Origin of the sequence: Streptomyces katrae (genome assembly GCF_000717655.1) — a bacterium.
Classification (GTDB): Bacteria; Actinomycetota; Actinomycetes; order Streptomycetales; family Streptomycetaceae; genus Streptomyces; species Streptomyces katrae_B.
Genome location: NZ_JNZY01000045.1, coordinates 75,071 through 94,016 on the forward strand (window position 1 = coordinate 75,071; position 18,946 = coordinate 94,016).

The 18,946-nt window shown below is 71.8% G+C and carries 18 protein-coding genes and 1 tRNA gene; 11 read left to right on the forward strand and 8 right to left on the reverse strand.

The features are described 5' to 3' along the window. The first annotated feature begins 2 nt into the window (after positions 1-2). A complete protein-coding gene (locus tag IF09_RS0134705; protein WP_234321265.1) occupies positions 3-1,442 on the forward strand; it encodes a NarK family nitrate/nitrite MFS transporter in 1,440 nt (479 codons plus the stop codon). 97 nt (positions 1,443-1,539) lie between these two features. Continuing rightward, the gene (locus tag IF09_RS0134710) at positions 1,540-1,761 is read left to right on the forward strand and encodes a hypothetical protein (RefSeq protein ID WP_030302732.1); all 222 of its coding nucleotides are present in this window, start codon (positions 1,540-1,542) and stop codon (positions 1,759-1,761) included. A gap of 4 nt (positions 1,762-1,765) precedes the next feature. On the opposite strand, the gene mscL is transcribed toward IF09_RS0134710, so the two are convergent. From mscL to IF09_RS0134750, 7 genes are all read right to left on the reverse strand, one after another. After that, positions 1,766-2,299, reverse strand: coding sequence for a large conductance mechanosensitive channel protein MscL (gene mscL / locus IF09_RS0134715; RefSeq protein ID WP_030302734.1), 534 nt, complete (start codon positions 2,297-2,299; stop codon positions 1,766-1,768). A 123-nt stretch (positions 2,300-2,422) separates the two neighbouring features. Further along, positions 2,423-2,821, reverse strand: coding sequence for a hypothetical protein (locus tag IF09_RS45200; protein ID WP_324606888.1), 399 nt, complete (start codon positions 2,819-2,821; stop codon positions 2,423-2,425). Positions 2,822-3,313: 492 nt separating this feature from the next. Further along, entirely contained in the window at positions 3,314-3,871 is a 558-nt protein-coding gene (locus IF09_RS0134730; protein ID WP_030302739.1) for a carboxymuconolactone decarboxylase family protein, read from the reverse strand. 292 nt (positions 3,872-4,163) lie between these two features. Then, the gene (locus IF09_RS0134735) at positions 4,164-4,997 is read right to left on the reverse strand and encodes an S-methyl-5'-thioadenosine phosphorylase (protein ID WP_030302741.1); all 834 of its coding nucleotides are present in this window, start codon (positions 4,995-4,997) and stop codon (positions 4,164-4,166) included. Between the two features lie 84 nt (positions 4,998-5,081). Continuing rightward, positions 5,082-5,378 carry an FmdB family zinc ribbon protein gene (locus IF09_RS43870; protein ID WP_078613644.1) on the reverse strand — a complete coding sequence of 99 codons (297 nt, stop codon included), beginning with the start codon at positions 5,376-5,378 and terminating at the stop codon, positions 5,082-5,084. Between the two features lie 67 nt (positions 5,379-5,445). Next, a complete protein-coding gene (locus tag IF09_RS0134745) occupies positions 5,446-6,783 on the reverse strand; it encodes an MFS transporter (protein ID WP_030302743.1) in 1,338 nt (445 codons plus the stop codon). Positions 6,784-7,183: 400 nt separating this feature from the next. After that, positions 7,184-8,659, reverse strand: a complete 1,476-nt coding sequence (locus IF09_RS0134750) for a potassium/proton antiporter (protein ID WP_418953094.1) — start codon at positions 8,657-8,659, stop codon at positions 7,184-7,186. Positions 8,660-8,931: 272 nt separating this feature from the next. On the opposite strand from IF09_RS0134750, the gene IF09_RS0134755 reads away from it, so the two are divergent. Continuing rightward, complete coding sequence (locus IF09_RS0134755) at positions 8,932-11,760, forward strand: penicillin acylase family protein (RefSeq protein ID WP_030302746.1); 2,829 nt, start codon at positions 8,932-8,934, stop codon at positions 11,758-11,760. Here IF09_RS0134755 and IF09_RS0134760 read toward each other — a convergent pair. Then, positions 11,750-12,364, reverse strand: a complete 615-nt coding sequence (locus IF09_RS0134760) for a 5-formyltetrahydrofolate cyclo-ligase (protein ID WP_030302748.1) — start codon at positions 12,362-12,364, stop codon at positions 11,750-11,752. The genes IF09_RS0134755 and IF09_RS0134760 overlap by 11 nt on opposite strands. A 96-nt stretch (positions 12,365-12,460) precedes the next feature. On the opposite strand from IF09_RS0134760, the gene galU reads away from it, so the two are divergent. The 8 genes from galU to IF09_RS0134800 form a co-directional block, all read left to right on the forward strand. Next, on the forward strand, positions 12,461-13,363 hold the full coding sequence (gene galU, locus IF09_RS0134765; RefSeq protein ID WP_030302749.1) for a UTP--glucose-1-phosphate uridylyltransferase GalU: 903 nt from the start codon (positions 12,461-12,463) through the stop codon (positions 13,361-13,363). A gap of 4 nt (positions 13,364-13,367) precedes the next feature. Next, positions 13,368-14,708 carry a gephyrin-like molybdotransferase Glp gene (glp, locus tag IF09_RS0134770; RefSeq protein WP_051833436.1) on the forward strand — a complete coding sequence of 447 codons (1,341 nt, stop codon included), beginning with the start codon at positions 13,368-13,370 and terminating at the stop codon, positions 14,706-14,708. Positions 14,709-14,782: 74 nt separating this feature from the next. After that, positions 14,783-15,295 carry a cyclic pyranopterin monophosphate synthase MoaC gene (gene moaC / locus IF09_RS0134775; protein ID WP_030302752.1) on the forward strand — a complete coding sequence of 171 codons (513 nt, stop codon included), beginning with the start codon at positions 14,783-14,785 and terminating at the stop codon, positions 15,293-15,295. A 134-nt stretch (positions 15,296-15,429) separates the two neighbouring features. Then, a complete protein-coding gene (locus IF09_RS0134780) occupies positions 15,430-15,930 on the forward strand; it encodes a MogA/MoaB family molybdenum cofactor biosynthesis protein (protein WP_030302753.1) in 501 nt (166 codons plus the stop codon). A gap of 17 nt (positions 15,931-15,947) precedes the next feature. Continuing rightward, on the forward strand, positions 15,948-16,556 hold the full coding sequence (locus IF09_RS0134785) for a GNAT family N-acetyltransferase (RefSeq protein WP_030302756.1): 609 nt from the start codon (positions 15,948-15,950) through the stop codon (positions 16,554-16,556). 184 nt (positions 16,557-16,740) lie between these two features. After that, positions 16,741-17,766, forward strand: coding sequence for a membrane protein (locus IF09_RS0134790; protein WP_030302758.1), 1,026 nt, complete (start codon positions 16,741-16,743; stop codon positions 17,764-17,766). A gap of 76 nt (positions 17,767-17,842) precedes the next feature. Then, a tRNA-Ala gene (locus IF09_RS0134795) sits at positions 17,843-17,916 on the forward strand. 77 nt (positions 17,917-17,993) lie between these two features. Further along, the coding region (locus tag IF09_RS0134800; RefSeq protein WP_030302760.1) for a CoA transferase at positions 17,994-18,946 on the forward strand (953 nt) is incomplete at its 3' end.

The following is an 18,946-nucleotide window of genomic DNA, read 5'->3' on the forward strand; positions in this document are numbered from 1 at the left end:
CCGTGTCGATCCCCACGCCCACGCCCACGCCCACCCCGTCCCCCGTACGCCCCCACCGCCGGGAGAGCTACGAACCCGGTGCCACCATCGGCGACTGGCGGCCCGAGGAGGAGGACTTCTGGCAGTCCACCGGCCGCACAGTCGCCCAGCGGAACCTCTGGGTCTCGATCCCCGCGCTGATGCTCGGCTTCGTGGTCTGGCAGGTCTGGTCGGTCACCGTGGTCAAGCTGAACGACGTGGGCTTCGGCTTCTCCAAGTCGCAGCTGTTCTGGCTGACCGCCATCCCCGGCATCACGGGCGGCACCTTCCGGATCCTGTACACCTTCATCGGGCCGAACTTCGGCGAGCGGAAGTTCACCGCGTTCAGCACGATCATCCTGATCGGGCCCATGCTGTGGCTGGGCTTCGCCCTGCAGGACACGGGCACCCCGTACTGGGAGCTGGCTCTGATCGCGGCCGTCTGCGGTATCGGCGGCGCCAACTTCGCCTCTTCGATGGCGAACATCGGCTTCTTCTTCCCCAAGCGGGACAAGGGCAGTGCCAACGGCCTGAACGGCGGCCTCGGGAACCTCGGCGTGAGCGTGGTCCAGCTGGTCGCCCCGCTGATGGTCACCGCCGCCGTGCTCGGCGCGCCCGCGGGCGGCCCGCAGTACGACGCGAAGGAGAACACCGACATCTGGCTCCAGAACGGCGCCTTCCTCTGGGTGCCGCTGCTGGTGATCATGGCGTTGCTCGCCTGGTTCCTGATGAACGACCTCAGGGTGGCCGCGGCCCCCTTCAGCCAGCAGAAGATCATCTTTCGGCGCAAGCACAACTGGCTGATGACCTGGCTCTACGTCGGCACCTTCGGGTCCTTCATCGGCTTCGCCGCCGGCCTGCCCCTGCTGATCAAGAACAACTTCGAGGCGCAGGGCTACCAGGCCACCACCTATGCCTGGATCGGCCCGTTCATCGGCGCGCTCATGCGGTGGGCCGGTGGCTGGCTCTCCGACAAGATCGGCGGTGCCAGCGTCACCATGCTGTCGTTCGTGGGCATGGCCGCGGCCCTGGTCGTGGTGATCTTCGCGCTGCCCTCGGGCGGCGACCAGGGCAGCTTCTGGGCGTTTCTCGTCGGCTTCCTCGCCGCCTTCGCCTTCTCCGGGCTGGGCAACGGATCGACGTTCCGGCAGATCCCGGTGATCTTCCGGGAGCAGCACATGCGGGACGCCGAGGGGAAGGGGCCCGAGGCGCAGGCCGCAGCGCTGAAGCAGTCGGAGAGGGAGGCGGGCGCCGTCACCGGCTTCTCCTCCGCCATCGCCGCCTACGGCTTCTTCTTCATCCCCGCGATGTTCGCGGCCATGGCCGTCACGAACGCGCTGTGGCTCTTCATCGGCTTCTACGCGACCTGCCTGGCCGTGTGCTGGTGGTTCTACGCCCGCAAGGGCGCCGAGGCCCCCAGCTGACCCCGGGCGAGAGCCGGGGCGCGGCCCGGGGCGGGCCCCGGAGCCGGGCCGGCTCCGGGGTCGCAGCACCGGCCGGGGGCGGCCGTACCCTGGAGGCATGAGCACCGCCCCCGCCTCCGACCCGCAGTCCTCGCAGCCCGACCCCCGGCCCGAGGCCGTGCCCGCGGCGAAGCCCAGGCCCCGGCTCGTCTTCGACGACCCGCTGGACCAGCAGTCCGCGGACGACACCGACCGCGGATGGGGCGAGGGGCCGCCCTCCGGCGGGAGCGCCGCCGACCTGGCCCGCTTCCTCGACGAGAAGCCGCCGCACCACCTCTGACCTGTTAGTACCCCGATCCCGGGTGGCTGTACTGGCCGCCCTGGCCGCCGTACTCGCCCTGACCGCCCTGGCCCCTGTGGCCGTTCGGGCTCCGCTGGGCGACCAGCTCGTCCCGGATCTCCTTGAGGACCACCAGCTCGGTGATCTCCATGGTCTCCTGGACACCCTCCCTGGCCCGGCGGCGCTGCTCCACCTTGGCGAGGTACTTCGACATCGGCAGCACCATCAGGAAGTAGACGACCGCGGCCGTGATCAGGAAGGTCAGCGCGGCGTTCAGCACCGATCCCCAAAGGATGTTGACGCCGATGGCGTCGCCCTTCGCGTCGATGCCGCAGGGGCCCTTCAGGCAGGACGTGTAGCCGTCGAGGCTCTTCGTGCCGACGGCGCCCACCAGCGGGCTGATGATCCCCTTCACCACCGAGTTCACGATGTTCGTGAACGCGGCGCCGATGACGACCGCCACCGCCAGGTCGACCACGTTGCCGCGCATCAGGAAGGCCTTGAAGCCTGCCAGGACGCTCTCCTTCTTCTCGCTCACCACTGAGCCTCTCTTCGAATCCGCCGAACATGGAGCCAACGGTTCCGAAAGCTACGGCAGTCCGGGCCCGGCGTGTCCAATCGGAGCCCGTCTTGTGGTGACTTGCCTGTACTCCCGTCCGATTCAGCACAACGTCACCGCCAGCCGTGCCACTGCGCCCGCCCCCACGAGAGCCCGCGCGGTGTCCCGGGGGACCGACAGGATCACCAGGGCCCCGCCGTCCCCCACGCCCTTATCCGGCTCCGGTACTTCGACGACCCGGGCCCCCGCGGCGACCACCCGCGGCGGGCCGGCTCGCTCCGCCGCGACCACGTCCACCCGGTCCCCGGACCGCAGCAGCCGCACCGTCGCCGCGTCCGCGATGCGCACCGGCGCCGACACCCACCGCACCGCCGCGGGCGGCGGTTTCACCTCCGGTGGCGCGGCGCCCCGTGAAGCCTGCGCCTCCGTCCCGCCCACCACCGCCAGGGCGGCCGCCAGGACGGCCAGCCCGGCCGAAGCGGCCCGCCGCCGGCGCCGCACGGCGCGGCGCAGCCGGTCCCCGCCCCGGCCGACGCGAAGCGGGGGGAAGGACGGTACCGGGCGCGCAGGGGGGCACGTAGAGGGAGTGGACAGGGAGGAGGGGGACGAAGGGGCAGAGACGCACGAGGTCTTGGACATGACGGCCACCACCAGTGGGCTGAGTTCCGGTGCCCGGGCCCATCGCCCGGACACCCCCTCACGATCCGCCGCCCCGCCGAATCCCGCTCGCGCCTGTGGATGATCCCCAGCCTGTGGACAACGCCGTCACCCACAGGAGTGAGCGTCCCTCGGGCCCCGGCTCGGAGGCCACCGCCCGCCCGCCCGGACCCGCCGCAGCGCCGCCACCGGGCCGGCGGCCCGCGTCACCGACCGCCCCACCACGACGTACGGGGCCTGGCGGCAAAGGCGGCCTGCGCCCCGACCCGGCGGCGGCCGGCGAAGTCGAGGGCGACGGTCGTCCCGTGGCCGTTGATCATCCCGCCATCGTGCGGTTCACGGCCGGGCCGGGATCTCGCAGGCCTCCGAGAAGCCCTGGCTGCTCAGGCCGAAGGCCCGGTTGACCCGCGAGCGCCAGTTCTCCAGGGCGACCATCGCGGTGAGTTCGACGAACGCCGCTTCGCCCAGGCGCGCGATCAGCTCCGCGGCCAGCTCGTCCGTGACCGCGGGCTCGGTCTCGGTCATGGCCTCGGCGTACTCCATGACCAGCAGCTCCAGCTCCGTGTACGTCCTGCGCTCCTCCCGCCACCGTGGCACCTGCTCGATCATGCGCGCCGACAGCCCCCGTTCCAACCCCTCCCAGTAGCCGAAGTCCATGCACCACGAGCAGTTGATCCGGGCCGCCGCCGCCATCACGGCGAGGTGCTTGAGCCCGGCGTCGAGGGCGTGCCACTTCGCCGCCTGCTGCTCGAGGCGTACGTACGTGAACAGCACGCGCGAGTTGTGCCCGTACGCCTGGCCGGGATCGAGCACCTTGCCGTACTTGCGGCGCGAGTACCAGGCGCCGATGCGCATGAGGGGGGTGCGCGGCGGGGTGAGCGAGATGCGCGGCATGGTGGTCGCCTCCTGGATCGGACGGTCGGTCCCGTTGGTCCTTCACCAGCCGAGACCGGACAGCCCTCCGGAATGTGACAGCCCGCCTCGGATTTCTCCGGGAATGCTCGTGGTGGCGAACTGCACCACTGCGGAGCGGAGGTTTTCGCGACGGCGTCACCGACGGCGTCGAGCTCCACGCACGCGCCGAGGACGACGGCCGGCGGGTGGACGAAGAAGGCGTTGCCGATGTCCGAGTCCTCGGCAGGCGGCAGGCGGCAGGCGGCAGGCGGCAGGCGGCGCTCAGCGCTCCTTACGGGAGTTCGATGCCCAGGTCCCAGCCGTCGTGCGCGTGGGTGCACAGGCAGGCGCGGGAGTCCGTCGGCGGGAGCGCCGCCGCTGCGTCGAACAGGACCTCGCGCAGGCGGCCGACGTTCTCGCCGAAGACCTTCAGGACCTCCGTGTGGGACACGCCCTCACCCGTCTCCGCGCCCGCGTCCAGGTCGGTGACCAGCGCCATCGACGTGTAGCAGAGCCCCAGCTCGCGCGCGAGGACCGCCTCCGGGTGGCCCGTCATGCCGACGACCGACCAGCCCATCGCCGCATGCCACTTCGATTCGGCGCGGGTCGAGAAGCGGGGGCCCTCGACCACGACCATCGTGCCGCCGTCCACCGCCTCCCACGCCCGGCCCCGCGCCGCCGCCAGCGCCACCGAGCGGCCCACCGGGCAGTACGGGTCGGCGAACGTGGTGTGCACGACGTTCGGCACCGTGCCGTCGGGCAGCGGCTCGCCGTCGAAGAAGGTCTGCGCCCGGGACTTCGTACGGTCGACCAGCTGGTCGGGGACGAGCAGCGTGCCCGGACCGTACTCGGTGCGCAGCCCGCCGACCGCGCACGGGCCGAGCACCTGGCGCACGCCCGCCGAACGCAGCGCCCACAGGTTGGCCCGGTAGTTGATCTTGTGGGGCGGGACCTTGTGGCTGCGGCCGTGGCGCGGGAGGAAGGCGATCTGCCGCCCGGCCAGCTCGCCGAAGAAGAGGGAGTCGCTCGGGGGCCCGTACGGGGTGTCCACCTGGACCTCGGAGACGTCCTCCAGGAAGGAGTAGAAGCCCGAACCGCCGATGACACCGATCTCTGCGTTAGCCATGCCGCCACCCTAACCGGGCATGCACAAGGCCCCGCCGCCCGGAAGGGGCGACGGGGCCTTGCCAAGAACGGGCGAGATCAGAGATCAGGCAGCCGAGGTGGAGCTGCTGCTCGAGCTCGACGTCGAAGACGTGCTGGACGTCGACGAAGCGGCGGGGGCGGCAGGCGTCGACGGCTTCGAGGCAGGGGTGCTGCTCGACGAAGCGCCACGGCTGTCGTTCCGGTAGAAACCGGATCCCTTGAAGACGATGCCGACCGCGGAGAACACCTTCTTCAGGCGTCCGTGGCAGTTCGGGCACTCGGTCAGTGCGTCATCGGTGAACTTCTGCACGGCCTCAAGGCCCTCACCGCACTCGGTGCACTGGTACTGGTAGGTCGGCACGAATTTCCTCCTGGCACTCTGACTCGATGAGTGCTAACGACGTTCCATGGTGACGTATTCCGGCCGATCAGTCCACCGTCACCGGCACGCGGTGACCGACACCACGCTCGTTCACCCGCGGAGCCGGGGCCTGCTCGGCCGCGACGGAGGCCGCCGGTCCCGTGGACGAGTTGATGATCCGGCTCGGGGCCGTCGGGGCCAGCCTCGACCGCAGCGCGAGCAGGGTCGCCAGCGCCAGCACGGTGCCCGCCATGGGCACCAGGAAGCCGTACGAGGACCCGTGCGCGTCCGTCAGGCGGCCGGCCAGGGTCACGGCGGTGGCCTGACCGAAGGCGACCGCACCGGTCAGCCAGGTGAAGGCCTCGGTCCGGGCGTTCGCCGGGATCAGCGACTCGATCATCGTGTAGCCGGTGATCAGGGCCGGGGCGATGCACAGGCCGACGACCAGGCCGAGCGCGCCCAGCAGGATCATCGAGTGGGCGGTCCACAGGACCGAGGCGGCCACGGTCAGGCCGGCGTAGCCGAGCAGCAGCCGGCGGCGCGGGCCGATCTTCCAGGCGATGGCGCCGCAGGCGATGCCCGCGGTCATGTTGCCGGCCGCGAAGATGCCGTACAGCAGGCCGTTGGCGCCCGGGTTGCCGATCTCGTTCGAGAAGGCGGCCAGCGACACCTGCATGCCGCCGAAGACGGCGCCGATGCCGAGGAAGGCCACGATCAGGACGCGCAGGCCGGGGAAGGACAGAGCGGAGGCGTGCTTCTCGCCGCCGGCCGCGGCGGCGTGCAGCTTCGGCTGCGTGGCGCGCTGGGCGGCGAAGACCAGACCGCCGGCCAGCGTCAGCGCGGCCTCGGTGATCAGACCGGCGGCCGGGTGGACGCCGGTGCACAGGGCGGTCGCCAGCACCGGGCCGACGACGAAGGTGAACTCGTCGGTGACGGACTCGAACGCGGCGGCCGTCGGCAGCAGCGGGGAGCCCTCGAGCTTGGCGGCCCAGCGGGCCCGGACCATCGGCCCGACCTGCGGGACGGAGGCGCCGGCCGGGACGGCGGCCAGCGCCAGTGCCCAGACGGGGGCGCCCAGCAGCGCGAGCGCCACGAGGGTGCTGACGGCGGCGGAGTGCATGAGGACGACGGGGACCAGCACGGCGCTCTGGCCGCGGCGGTCGGTGAGCTTGCCCATCACCGGGGCGGACAGCGCCATCGAGATGCCGGTGACGGCGGCGACGATGCCGGCGCTGCCGTAGGAACCGGTGGTGTGCTGCACGAGCAGCAGGATGCTGATGGTCAGCATGCCGAACGGGAGCCGGGCGGCGAATCCCGGGAGGACGAAGCCGATGGCGCCGGGCGTGCGCAGGAGCTGCCCGTAACCGGGGCGTGCGGACTTGTCGGTCGTGACCGCGGATGTCACGGCCTGGCCTTTCCGCTGCCTGGTAGAGCGTCCCCGTCTGCGGACGGTGTGCCGCTTCGTGAGCGACCGCACCCGTACATGTGGGAGCCCCGAGAGCTGTCCTCTTGCGCAGAACCGAGTGATACCTGGGCGCCCACTGCGGGAGGGTGCCACGGCCGCTTTGCGGTCGCGCCAGCTCTGCGTCAGGCAGAGTTGGTTCGATGTGGTGTGCCTTTATCGTACAGGTAGTACGCGCGTAGCGTCCTGTGATTCCCGTGACAGAATGTGTCTTCACCTGCGATTAACGGGAAGTTTGCCTTCCGCAGGGCTCCGAAACAGGGTGAAACGGCTTGCAAACCCCCGAAAACATAGAATTAGAACGACGCTCTAACTCTCTGTTCAAGTCCGGGACGGCCCGCGCTCAAGCCCCGTTCGAGCCCGTCCCGAGCCATCCGGCCAGCTTGCCGCCCCGGGCCACCGCCCGCAGCCGGGCCTCCGCCGCGTCCCGTACCGGATCCGTGGCCACCACCAGCAGCTCGTCCCCGCGCCGCAGCACGGTCGACGGCAGCGGTACGAAGCTCTTCGCGTCCCGGACCACCAGCGTCACCGACGCCCCCGGCGGCAGCCGCAGCTCGCTCACCTCGACGCCGTGCATCCGCGAGGCGTCCGGGATGGAGAAGGAGAGCAGGTGCCCGCGCAGCTTCTCCAGTGGCGCCGACTCGATCCCCAGGTCGGCGGCGCTCTCGTCGCCGGCGCCGAGCTCCAGCTTGCGCGCGAGCCACGGCAGGGTCGGGCCCTGGACCAGGGTGTAGACGACGACCAGGACGAAGACGATGTTGAAGACGCGGTCGCTGCCCTCGATGCCGGTCACCATCGGGATGGTCGCCAGGATGATGGGCACGGCGCCGCGCAGCCCCGCCCACGACATCAGGGCCTGCTCCTGCCAGGGCAGCCGGAACGGCAGCAGGCTGACGAAGACCTCCAGCGGCCGCGCCACCATCGTCAGGACCAGCCCGATGACCACGGCGGGCCAGAAGTCCTGGGCCAGCTCGTGCGGGGTGACCAGCAGGCCGAGCAGGACGAACATGCCGATCTGGGCGATCCAGCCGAGTCCGTCCGCGAACCCCCGGGTCGCCGGCCAGTGCGGGAGCTTCGCGTTCCCGAGCACCATGGCCGCGAGGTAGACGGCGAGGAAGCCGGAGCCGTGCGCCATCGCGCCGGCCGCGTACGCCGTCACGGCGATCGCCATCACGGCGATCGGATAGAGGCCGGAGGCGGGCAGTGCCACGTGCCGCAGGCCGTACGCCCCCAGGAAGCCCACCGACAGGCCGATCGCGACGCCGATCGCCAGCTCGAGGGCGATCTTGCCGAGCAGGACGTACCACTGGTCCACCGGGCCGACGGTCGCGAAGGCGACGACCAGGATGACGACGGGGGCGTCGTTGAAGCCCGACTCGGCCTCCAGCACACCCGTGATCCGCGCGGGCAGCGGCACCTTGCGCAGGACGGAGAAGACGGCCGCCGCGTCGGTCGAGGAGACGACCGCGCCGATCAGCAGGGCCTGGCGCCAGTCCAGTCCGACCAGGTAGTGGGCGCCGGCCGCGGTGACGCCGACGCTGATCGCGACGCCGACCAGGGACAGGACGATCGCGGCGGGCAGGGCGGGCTTGATCTGTTTCCACTTGGTGCCCAGACCGCCCTCGGCGAGGATGACGACGAGCGCGGCGTAACCGATGACCTGGGTCAGTTCGGCGTTGTCGAAGACGACGTTGCCGATGCCGTCCTGGCCTATCGCGATGCCTATGCCGAGGTAGATGAGCAGGCTGGGGAGGCCGCTGCGTGAAGAGATGCGTACCGCCGCGACGGCGACGAGCAGCACGAGCGAGCAGACCAGCAGAAGCTCATTGAGCGTGTGGACGGTCAGGGGGCGGCCCTTTCCCTCAAGGCGCCAGTCGGAACGTTTCCTCCAGGCGACAAGTCCGGCAAGATCGGCAGGTACTTCGTTACTTTACCTAATATTTGACGCGCCCTTTACGCGATAACCACATTGTGAAACGCCTGCCGGCCCCTGTCCTCGTCACCCCGACCCCTGGCGGATCAACGGACCCGGTCCTGCGCCTATGGTTGCTCCAGCACTCCCAGGACCACCCTGCCCCTCTAAGGACAGCGATGCCCGCCAACGAAACCGCCCCTTCCGTCAAGAAGAAGGGACGACGCGCCCGTCTGATCCTGCTCGTGCTGGTCCTGGCGCTCCTCGCGGGCTTCGGATACGGGACGTACTGGAGCATGGACAACGTCCGCGCCTCGTTCCCCCAGGCCACCGGCACCCTCAAGGTGCCCGGCCTGACCGGGACCGTGGAGGTCAAACGCGACTCCCACGGAATTCCCCAGCTCTACGCCGACAACGACGACGACCTCTTCCGCGCGCAGGGCTTCGTCCACGCCCAGGACCGCTTCTGGGAGATGGACGTCCGCCGCCACATGACCTCCGGCCGGCTCTCCGAGATGTTCGGGTCCGGCCAGGTCGAGACCGACGCCTTCCTGCGCACGCTCGGCTGGCGCCAGGTCGCGCAGGCTGAGTACGACACGAAGCTCTCGGCCGAGACGAAGAAGTACCTGCAGGCCTACGCCGACGGGGTCAACGCGTACCTGAAGGGGAAGACCGGCAAGGACCTCTCCGTCGAGCACGCCGCCCTCAAGCTCAGCGACGCCTACCAGCCCGAGCAGTGGACCCCGGTGGACTCGGTGGCCTGGCTCAAGGCGATGGCCTGGGACCTGCGCGGCAACATGCAGGACGAGATCGACCGCGCGCTGATGTCCAACAAGCTCACGCAGGCGCAGATCGACGAGCTCTACCCGCCGTACCCCTTCGACCGGAACAAGGCGGTCGTCGACGGCGGCAAGATCGACGGCGGGAAGTACGCCCCCCAGGGCGGCGCGGCCGCCGCCTCCACGGGGACGGGCTCCGGGGCGGGTACCGGCTCCGGCTCCCAGGCCTCGACGGCCTCCGCCCCCGCCGCCGGCACGAGCGGCCTCGCCGACAACGCGAGCGCGCAGGGCGCGACCGCGGGCCTGCGCACCTCCCTCACCTCGCTCGCGGCCACCCTGGACAAGATCCCCGCGATCCTCGGCCCCAACGGCAGCGGCATCGGCTCGAACTCCTGGGTCGTCGCCGGCAAGTACACGACCACCGGCAAGCCGCTGCTCGCGAACGACCCGCACCTGTCCCCGCAGCTGCCCTCGGTCTGGTACCAGATGGGCCTGCACTGCCGTGCGGTCTCCAACCAGTGCAAGTACGACGTCGCCGGATACACCTTCTCCGGCATGCCCGGCGTGGTCATAGGCCACAACGCCGACATCGCCTGGGGCATGACCAACCTCGGCGCCGACGTCACCGACCTCTACCTCGAGCAGGTCAAGCCCGAGGGCTACGTCTACGACAACAAGGTGGTCCCCTTCACGACCCGTGAAGAGGTCATCAAGATCGCGGGCGGCACCAGCAAGAAGATCACCGTCCGCACCACCAACAACGGCCCGCTGATCTCCGACCGCAGCGACGAGCTCGGCACGGTGGGCAGCCGCGCCCCCGTCTCCAGCTCGGCCCCCGACCGCGGCAACGGCTACGCCGTCGCCCTGCGCTGGACCGCCCTGGACCCGGGCAAGTCGATGGACGCGGTCTTCGGCATCGACCGGGCCAAGGACTTCGCGGGCTTCCGCGCCGCCGCCCGCGACTTCGAGGTGCCGTCCCAGAACCTGATCTACGCCGACACGAAGGGCAACATCGGCTACCAGGCCCCGGGCCGCATCCCGGTGCGCGGCGCCGGCGACGGCCGCATGCCGGCCCCCGGCTGGGACTCCAAGTACGCCTGGAAGGGCGGAAAGGACGGCAACGCGGGCTACATCCCGCAGGACGAGATGCCGTACGACTACAACCCGGCGCGCGGCTACATCGTCACCGCGAACCAGGCCGTCGTGGAGAGCGGTACCGGCGCGGGCAAGTACCCGTACGTGCTGACCACCGACTGGGGTTACGGCGCGCGCAGCCAGCGGATCAACGACCTCATCGAGGCGAAGATCAAGGACAACGGCAAGATCTCCACCGACGACATGCGCACCATGCAGATGGACAACAGCAGCGAGATCGCCGCGCTGCTCACCCCGATGCTGGCCAAGATCGAGGTCTCGGACCCCGACGTGCGCTCGGCGCAGAAGCTGCTGGAGGGCTGGAACTACACGCAGGAGCCCGACTCGGCGGCCGCCGCGTACTTCAACGCGGTCTGGCGCAACATCCTCAAGCTGTCCTTCGGCGACAAGATGCCGAAGGAGCTGCGGATCGAGGGCAGCTGCATGAACGTCCAGGAGGAGAGCAGCGGTCCGGTCGACGACCTGGCCAAGACGGTCCGCGAGTGCGGTACGCGCGACTCCGACTCGGCGCAGCCGGACGGCGGCGACCGCTGGTTCGAGGTGGTCAGGCGCCTGGTCAAGGACGAGAAGTCGGCCTGGTGGCAGACGCCCGCCGCCCGCAACCAGCCGGCGACCGCCACCCGCGACCAGCTGTTCGCACGGGCCATGAAGGACGCCCGCTGGGAGCTGACCGCCAAGCTCGGCAAGGACCAGTCCACCTGGAGCTGGGGCCGCCTGCACCAGCTGACGCTGAAGAACCAGACCATCGGCACGGAGGGCCCCGGCTTCATGCAGTGGCTCCTCAACCGCGGCCCGTGGAACCTGGGCGGCGGCGAGGCCACCGTGAACGCGACCGGCTGGAACGCCTCCAGCGGGTACGGGGTCACCTGGGTCCCGTCGATGCGCATGATCGTGAACCTCGGCGACCTCGACAAGTCCCGCTGGATCAACCTGACCGGCGCCTCGGGCCACGCGTACCACGACAACTACTACGACCAGACGGACATGTGGGCCAAGGGCGAGCTGCTGGACTGGTCCTTCGGCAAGGAGGCCGTGGACAAGGCGACCGCGGAGACGCTGACGCTCAAGCCGTGAATCTGATCACCCCCGACGGGGTGGCCACCGCCTGAACGGGGTGGTCGTGCGGTTCCTCCGGGACCCGCGCGACCACCTCTTCGTCGTAGAGGAGCACGACCAGCGCGGGATGCGCCCCGGCGTGCGCCAGGCGGGCCAGCACCCGGTCGTACGAGCCCCCGCCGCGCCCGAGGCGCATCCCGCGGCCGTCCACGGCGAGTCCGGGCAGCAGGACGGCGTCGGCGCCGGTGACCGCGTCCGGCCCGAGCCGGGCCCCGGCCGGCTCCAGCAGCCGCATCTTGCCAGGGTGGGCGGCCTCGGCGAGGCCGTCCGGGCCCTCGTACACCGCCCAGTCGAGGTCGTTGTCGGGCAGCAGGACGGGCAGCAGCACGCGCTTGCCGGCCGCGCGCAGGGCGTCGATCAGGTCGCGGGTGCCGGGTTCGGCGCCGACGGAGACGTACGCGGCCACGGTCTGCGCATCGGCCAGTTCGGGCAGTTCAAGAGCGGAGCGGGAGAGTGCGAGGGCCGACGTACGCAGGAATGCGGGGGACAAGGCGCGGCGGGCGGCGAGGAGTTCTCGGCGCAGCCCGGCCTTTTCGGACGGGTTCGGCGGGTTCCATACCACAGCTGACTCTGTTTTCCTTTCAAATCGGGGCGAAGGCGGAATTATTTGCCGGAATCAAGCCCGGAGCGGTCTGTTCGACCCACTATCGTTCTGCCCATGACTCAGTTGCACCCTGTGATCAAGAAGGCCGTGATCCCGGCCGCAGGTCTCGGCACCCGCTTCCTTCCGGCGACGAAGGCGACGCCCAAGGAAATGCTCCCCGTCGTGGACAAGCCGGCCATCCAGTACGTCGTCGAGGAGGCCGTGTCGGCCGGCCTGGACGATGTCCTCATGATCACGGGGCGTAACAAGCGCGCCCTCGAGGACCACTTCGACCGCAACTACGAGCTGGAATCGGCCCTCATCGCCAAGGGCGACGACGACCGGCTCAAGAAGGTCCAGGAGTCCAGCGACCTGGCCACCATGCACTACGTCCGCCAGGGCGACCCGCGCGGCCTCGGCCACGCCGTCCTGTGCGCCGAGCCGCACGTCGGCGACGAGCCCTTCGCCGTCCTCCTCGGCGACGACCTGATCGACCCGCGCGACCCGCTGCTGCGCCAGATGACCGACGTCCACGCCCGTACCGGGGGCACCGTCATCGCCCTCATGGAGGTCGACCCGGCCAACGTCCACCTCTACGGCTGCGCCGCCGTCGAGGCCACGGACGAGGAGGACGTCGTCCGGATCACCGGTCTCGTCGAGAAGCCGGACCCGGCCGACGCGCCCAGCAATTACGCGGTCATCGGACGCTATGTCCTCAACCCGGCGATCTTCGACATACTGCGGGAGACCGAGCCGGGCCGCGGCGGGGAGATCCAGCTCACCGACGGCCTGCAGAAGCTTGCCGCCGACGAGACCGTGGGCGGCCCGGTGCACGGCGTGGTCTTCCGGGGCCGCCGCTACGACACCGGAGACCGCGGCGACTACCTGCGGGCCATCGTCCGCCTCGCGTGCGAGCGTGAGGACCTGGGCCCGGAGTTCCGCACCTGGCTTCACCGTTACGTCACGGAGGAGATGTAGCACCTTGAGCAGCCGCGCACCGCAGGACACCGGCCACGGCGCCCAGCGCCTGTGGTCGGTCGACGAGCACCTCGCGGACGTCCTCGCCGCGATCCGGCCGCTGGAGCCCATCGAGCTCCAGCTGCTCGACGCCCAGGGCTGTGTCCTGGTCGAGGACGTCACCGTGCCCGTCGCGCTCCCGCCCTTCGACAACAGCTCCATGGACGGGTACGCCGTCCGCACGGCCGATGTCCAGGGCGCGAGCGAGGAGTTCCCCGCGGTGCTGACGGTGATCGGGGACGTGGCGGCGGGCAGCGGCGACCTGCCCACCGTCGGCCCCGGCCAGGCCGCCCGCATCATGACGGGCGCCCCGCTGCCGCCGGGTGCCGAGGCCGTCGTACCGGTCGAGTGGACCGACGGCGGCAGCGGCGGCGGCGCGGCCGCGGGCATGGCCCCGGCCAGCGAGGCCCCCGAGGGGGCGGGCGGCGAGGTGCGCGTGCACCGGGCCGCCGAGGCTCGGGCGCACGTACGCTCGCGCGGCAGCGACGTCCAGGCCGGGGACCTCGCCCTGGCCGCCGGCACGGTGCTCGGCCCGCCGCAGATCGCGCTGCTCGCTGCCGTCGGACGGGGCACCGTACGGGTGCGGCCGCGCCCGCGCGTGGTCGTACTGTCCACCGGCAGCGAGCTGGTCCAGCCGGGCGAGTCCCTCGCCGCGGGGACGATCTACGACTCGAACAGCTTCGCGCTGGCCGCCGCCGCGCGCGACGCCGGGGCGATCTCCTACCGCGTCGGGGCCGTGGCCGACGACGCCGAGACGCTGCGCTCCGCCATCGAGGACCAGCTGATCCGCGCGGACCTGCTGGTCACCACGGGCGGCGTCAGCGTCGGTGCGTACGACGTGGTCAAGGAGGCGCTGTCCTCGGTGGCCACGGCCGAGGACGAGCCCGACGGCGGGCGGATGGACTTCCGCAAGCTCGCGATGCAGCCCGGCAAGCCGCAGGGCTTCGGCACCATCGGCCCGGACCACACCCCCCTGCTGGCCCTGCCCGGCAACCCGGTGTCCTCGTACGTCTCCTTCGAGCTGTTCGTGCGCCCCGCGATCCGCGCGCTCATGGGCTTGGCGGACGTCAACCGCCCCAGCGTGCGCGCGGTCCTGAAGGCCGACGAGGCGCTGGGCTCCCCGGCGGGCCGCCGCCAGTTCCTGCGCGGCAAGTACGACGCGGAGAGCGGCACGGTCAGCCCGGTCGGCGGATCGGGCTCCCACCTGATCGCGGCCCTGGCCCACGCCGACTCGCTGATGGTCGTACCGGAGGACGTCACCTCGGTGGAGCCGGGGTCGGAGCTGGAAGTGGTCCTGCTCGGCTGAAGTCCGGACGGTGCGGGTAGCGTGTTGCACCACACAGGCCCTTGCGGGGCCCGGAGCGGGAGCGGCACGAACCTATGGCAGCGTTTTCCCAGGGGGCGACCCCCGGACCCCCTGAGCACAGCAGGCTGACGCACATCGACGAGGCCGGCGCGGCCCGGATGGTGGACGTCTCGGAGAAGGACGTCACGACGCGGACGGCACGGGCCAGCGGGCGCGTGCTCGTCTCCGCCCGGGTGATCGAGCTGCTGCGCGGCGAGGGCGTGCCCAAGGGCGACGCCCTCGCCACCGCGCGGATCGCCGGGATCATGGGCGCGAAGAAGACCCCTGACCTGATCCCGCTGTGCCACCCGCTGGCCGTGTCGGGCGTGAAGGTGGACCTCTCGGTCGCCGACGACGCCGTCGAGATCCTGGCCACCGTCAAGACCACCGACCGCACGGGCGTCGAGATGGAGGCGCTGACCGCCGTCGCGGTCGCCGGGCTCACCGTCATCGACATGGTGAAGGCCGTCGACAAGGGCGCCGTCATCACGGACGTCCGGGTGGAGGAGAAGACCGGCGGCAAGTCCGGCGACTGGACGCGCGCGTGAACGCCCCGCGCGGCGGCGACGCGTTCAGTCACGTCCACGCACCCGTACCGCCGGCGGCGGGCGGGACCCGGGCGCCCCAGCCAGAGGCCGACGCCGAGGGTGCTCCGGGCGCGGCCCGGGAGCCCGGGCGCACCCTGCGCGGGCTCGTGGTCACCGCCTCGAACCGCGCCTCGGCGGGCGTGTACGCCGACCGGGGCGGACCGCTGCTGGCCGAGGGGCTCGAGAAGCTCGGCTTCACGGTGGACGGCCCCCGGGTCGTCCCCGACGGGGATCCCGTCGAGCAGGCGCTGCGCGAGGGCGTGGCCGCGGGGTACGACGTCGTCCTCACCACCGGCGGCACCGGCATCTCGCCGACCGACCGCACCCCGGACGCCACGGCGCGGGTGCTGGACTACGAGATCCCGGGCATCCCGCAGGCCATCCGGGCCGAGGGCCTGGCGACCGTGCCGACCGCGGCGCTGTCCCGGGGCCTGGCGGGCGTGGCGGGCCACACCCTGATCGTGAACCTGCCCGGTTCGACGGGCGGGGTGCGCGACGGCCTCGCCGTCCTGGCCCGGATCCTGCCGCACGCGGTGGACCAGATCCGGGGCGGCGACCACCCCAGACCCGCGGAGCCCCACGGGAGCCAGAGCTGAACGGACCCTCCTGGCCGGTGGTGCTGACCGACGGCGACGTCACGCTCCGGCCGATAAAGCTGCGGGACCAGGCCGCCTGGCGCGAGGTCAACCGGCGCAACCGCGACTGGCTCCGGCCGTGGGAGGCGACGATTCCGCCGCCCGCGCCGTGGGGGCCGGTGATCCACCGGCCGACGTACCGGCAGATGGTCCGCCATCTGCGGGCCGAGGCGAACGCGGGACGGATGCTGCCGTTCGTCATCGAGTACCGGGGCCGCCTCGTCGGCCAGCTGACGGTCGCCGGGATCACCTGGGGCTCGATGTGCGCGGGCCACGTCGGCTACTGGGTGGACCGCGAGGTCGCGGGCCGGGGCGTCATGCCGACGGCGGTCGCGCTCGCCGTGGACCACTGCTTCGCGAAGGTCGGACTGCACCGGATCGAGGTGTGCATCCGCCCGGAGAACGGGCCGAGCCGGCGGGTCGTGGAGAAACTGGGCTTCCGTGAGGAGGGGCTGCGGCCGCGCTACCTCCACATCGACGGCGCGTGGCGCGACCATCTCGTGTACGCCCTGACGGCGGAGGAGGTCCCGGAGGGGCTGCTGCGCCGCTGGCACCGGGGACGCAGGCAGGGCACCTCGTCGGCGTAGCGAGTGGGGGCGAGCCGGCCGACCGATAAACGAATAACTGTTCGAATTATCGGGGCGGGGGAACCGATTCGCCCATAACCTGATCCGAAGAATCACAAAAAAAGTCCGTGATATCAGCCAGATCGTGCGACACACCGGTCCAATTGGCGGATCCGCCCGGCCGCGCCCCTCTACGGTGTGAGGTGTGAGCAGCAGCGGCCTCATCTACGCAGTCATTGTCGGGGCCTGGGCCGCCTACTTGGTGCCCATGTGGCTCCGGAGGCAGGACGAGCTGAACGAAGCCCGTCCGACGGAACGCTTCTCCACCGCCATTCGGCTGCTTTCCGGCCGGGCGGGAATGGAGCGCCGTTACGCCAAGGGGCTGCGGGAACGCGGCGACCAGGAGGCCGAGCCCCCGCACCGCGCGGACCCGGACGCCGCGACGGAAACGGTGAATTCCGTGGACGCCGACGCCCGGTCCGTCGTCGTGCCCCCGACCAGGGCGGAGCCGAGGTCGGCCGTGGCGGAGCGGCACCGGCGCGAGCAGCGCCTGCAGGTGCTCGCGCGCCGTCGGCGCACCACCGCGCTCCTCTTCCTGATCTTCACGCTGGGTGCGATCGTCGCGGCGGTCGGCGGCCTGGGCTACCTCTGGGCGCCCGCCGTGCCGGCCCTGCTGCTGAGCGCGTACATCGTGCACCTGCGGGTCCAGGAGCGGCGCCGCTACGAGTTCACCATGGACCGGCGGCGCGCCGAGGCCGCCGCCCGGCAGCTGCGCGAGAACCGCCCGCGCCGCCGTGAGCCGGAGGCCGCGGCCGGATCCGAACCGGATCCTGCGCCACCGGTCTCCCCGCAGGAGGCCGGACGGCGCGCGCTGGTCGAGCAGACCGACCACGCCGAGTGGGTGGACCAGCAGCGCGAGCGGGAACGCGGCCCCGCCCGTGGTGACAGCTGGGAGCCGGTCCCGGTCCCGCTGCCGACGTACGTGACGGCCCCGGTCGCCCCCCGCGCCACCGGCCCGGCGACCCCGGACGCCTGGAGCGCGACCCGCTCCAGCACGGCCGAGCCGACGGACCCCCGCCTGCGCGCCCAGCCGTCGCCGGGCCCGAAGGCCGAGCCGAAGCCGGACCAGAAGCCCCAGCCGAACGCCCGCCCGCGCGGCCAGGGCCGCGGCCGCACACCGCTGTTCGACCAGTACGAGAGCGACGACCGCCCCCGCGCCGCGAACGAATGACCGGACCTGCGCGGACGCTCCCCGGTATCGGTTTTGGAGCACCCGCGCGGGGATGCTAATGTTTCACACGTCGCAAGGGCCTGTGGCGCAGTCTGGTAGCGCACCTCGTTCGCATCGAGGGGGTCTGGGGTTCAAATCCCCACAGGTCCACAGACGATGAAGATCCCGTCCGATCGAAAGATCGGGCGGGATCTTCTGCTTTTGCGGGTTCCTCGGAGAATGGGCCCATGACGATCTTCGACGGTGGGACGCGGCAGGCCTGGGGCGCACTCGGCGGGGCCGACGAGCTGGTGGGGCGGGTGGCCTACCGGGGCGGCAGCGGACTGGGGGAAGGGCCGCTGCCCGTACGGGAGCTGGCGCGCGCCACCGTGGGCGTGTGCGCGCTGGCCGCGGCGGAGCTGGCCGCGGTTCGGGCGGGGCGCGCGGCGGACGAGGTGGAGCCGCTGGTCGTGGACGAGGGAGCCGTGGCCACCGCGTTCGTCAGCGAGCGGCACCTGCGGGTGGCGGGGCGCGAGCCGGTGAACTTCGCGCCGCTGTCGGGGTTCTGGCGGGCGGCGGACGGGTGGGTGCGGACGCACGCCAACTATCCGCATCACCGGGCCGCCCTGGTACGGGCGTTGGGACTGCCGTCCGCGACGCCCGAGGCGCTGCGGGACGCGGTGGCGGGGCGCGGGGCCGTCGAGGTGCAGGAACTGGTGTACGCGGAGGGCGGGCTGGCGGTCGCTGTGGCGGGCGAGTACGGGGATCCGCAGCCGCTGGTGGAGGTACGGGAGTCCGGGGGCGCGGCGCGCGCCGGGCGGGAGCTCGGGCCGGCGGCGCTGCCCGCGGCCGGGGTGCGGGTGCTGGACCTGACCCGGGTCATCGCGGGGCCGGTCGCGACGCGGACGCTCGGGCTGCTGGGTGCGGACGTGCTGCGGATCGACTCGCCGCGGCTGCCGGAGTCGGACGATGCGCACGCGGACACCGGGTTCGGGAAGCGGTCGGCGCTGCTGGACCTGGCGGACGCGGGGGACCGGGCCGTCTTCGAGGGGCTGCTGGCCGAGGCCGACGTGGTGGTGACCGGGTACCGGCCGGGGGCGCTTGAGCGGTACGGGCTGGGGGCGGAGGAGCTGATGGCCCGCGGCCGGCCGGGGCTGGTGGTGGCGGAGCTGTGCGCGTGGGGGTGGCGGGGGCCGTGGGC

Coding starts and splice junctions, on each gene's coding strand:
- IF09_RS0134710 (WP_030302732.1), top strand. CDS start 1,540: ATGAGCACCGCCCCCGCCTCCGACCCGCAGTCCTCGCAGCCCGACCCC.
- IF09_RS0134730 (WP_030302739.1), bottom strand. CDS start 3,871: ATGCCGCGCATCTCGCTCACCCCGCCGCGCACCCCCCTCATGCGCATC.
- IF09_RS0134735 (WP_030302741.1), bottom strand. CDS start 4,997: ATGGCTAACGCAGAGATCGGTGTCATCGGCGGTTCGGGCTTCTACTCC.
- IF09_RS0134755 (WP_030302746.1), top strand. CDS start 8,932: ATGCCCGCCAACGAAACCGCCCCTTCCGTCAAGAAGAAGGGACGACGC.
- galU (WP_030302749.1), top strand. CDS start 12,461: ATGACTCAGTTGCACCCTGTGATCAAGAAGGCCGTGATCCCGGCCGCA.
- moaC (WP_030302752.1), top strand. CDS start 14,783: ATGGCAGCGTTTTCCCAGGGGGCGACCCCCGGACCCCCTGAGCACAGC.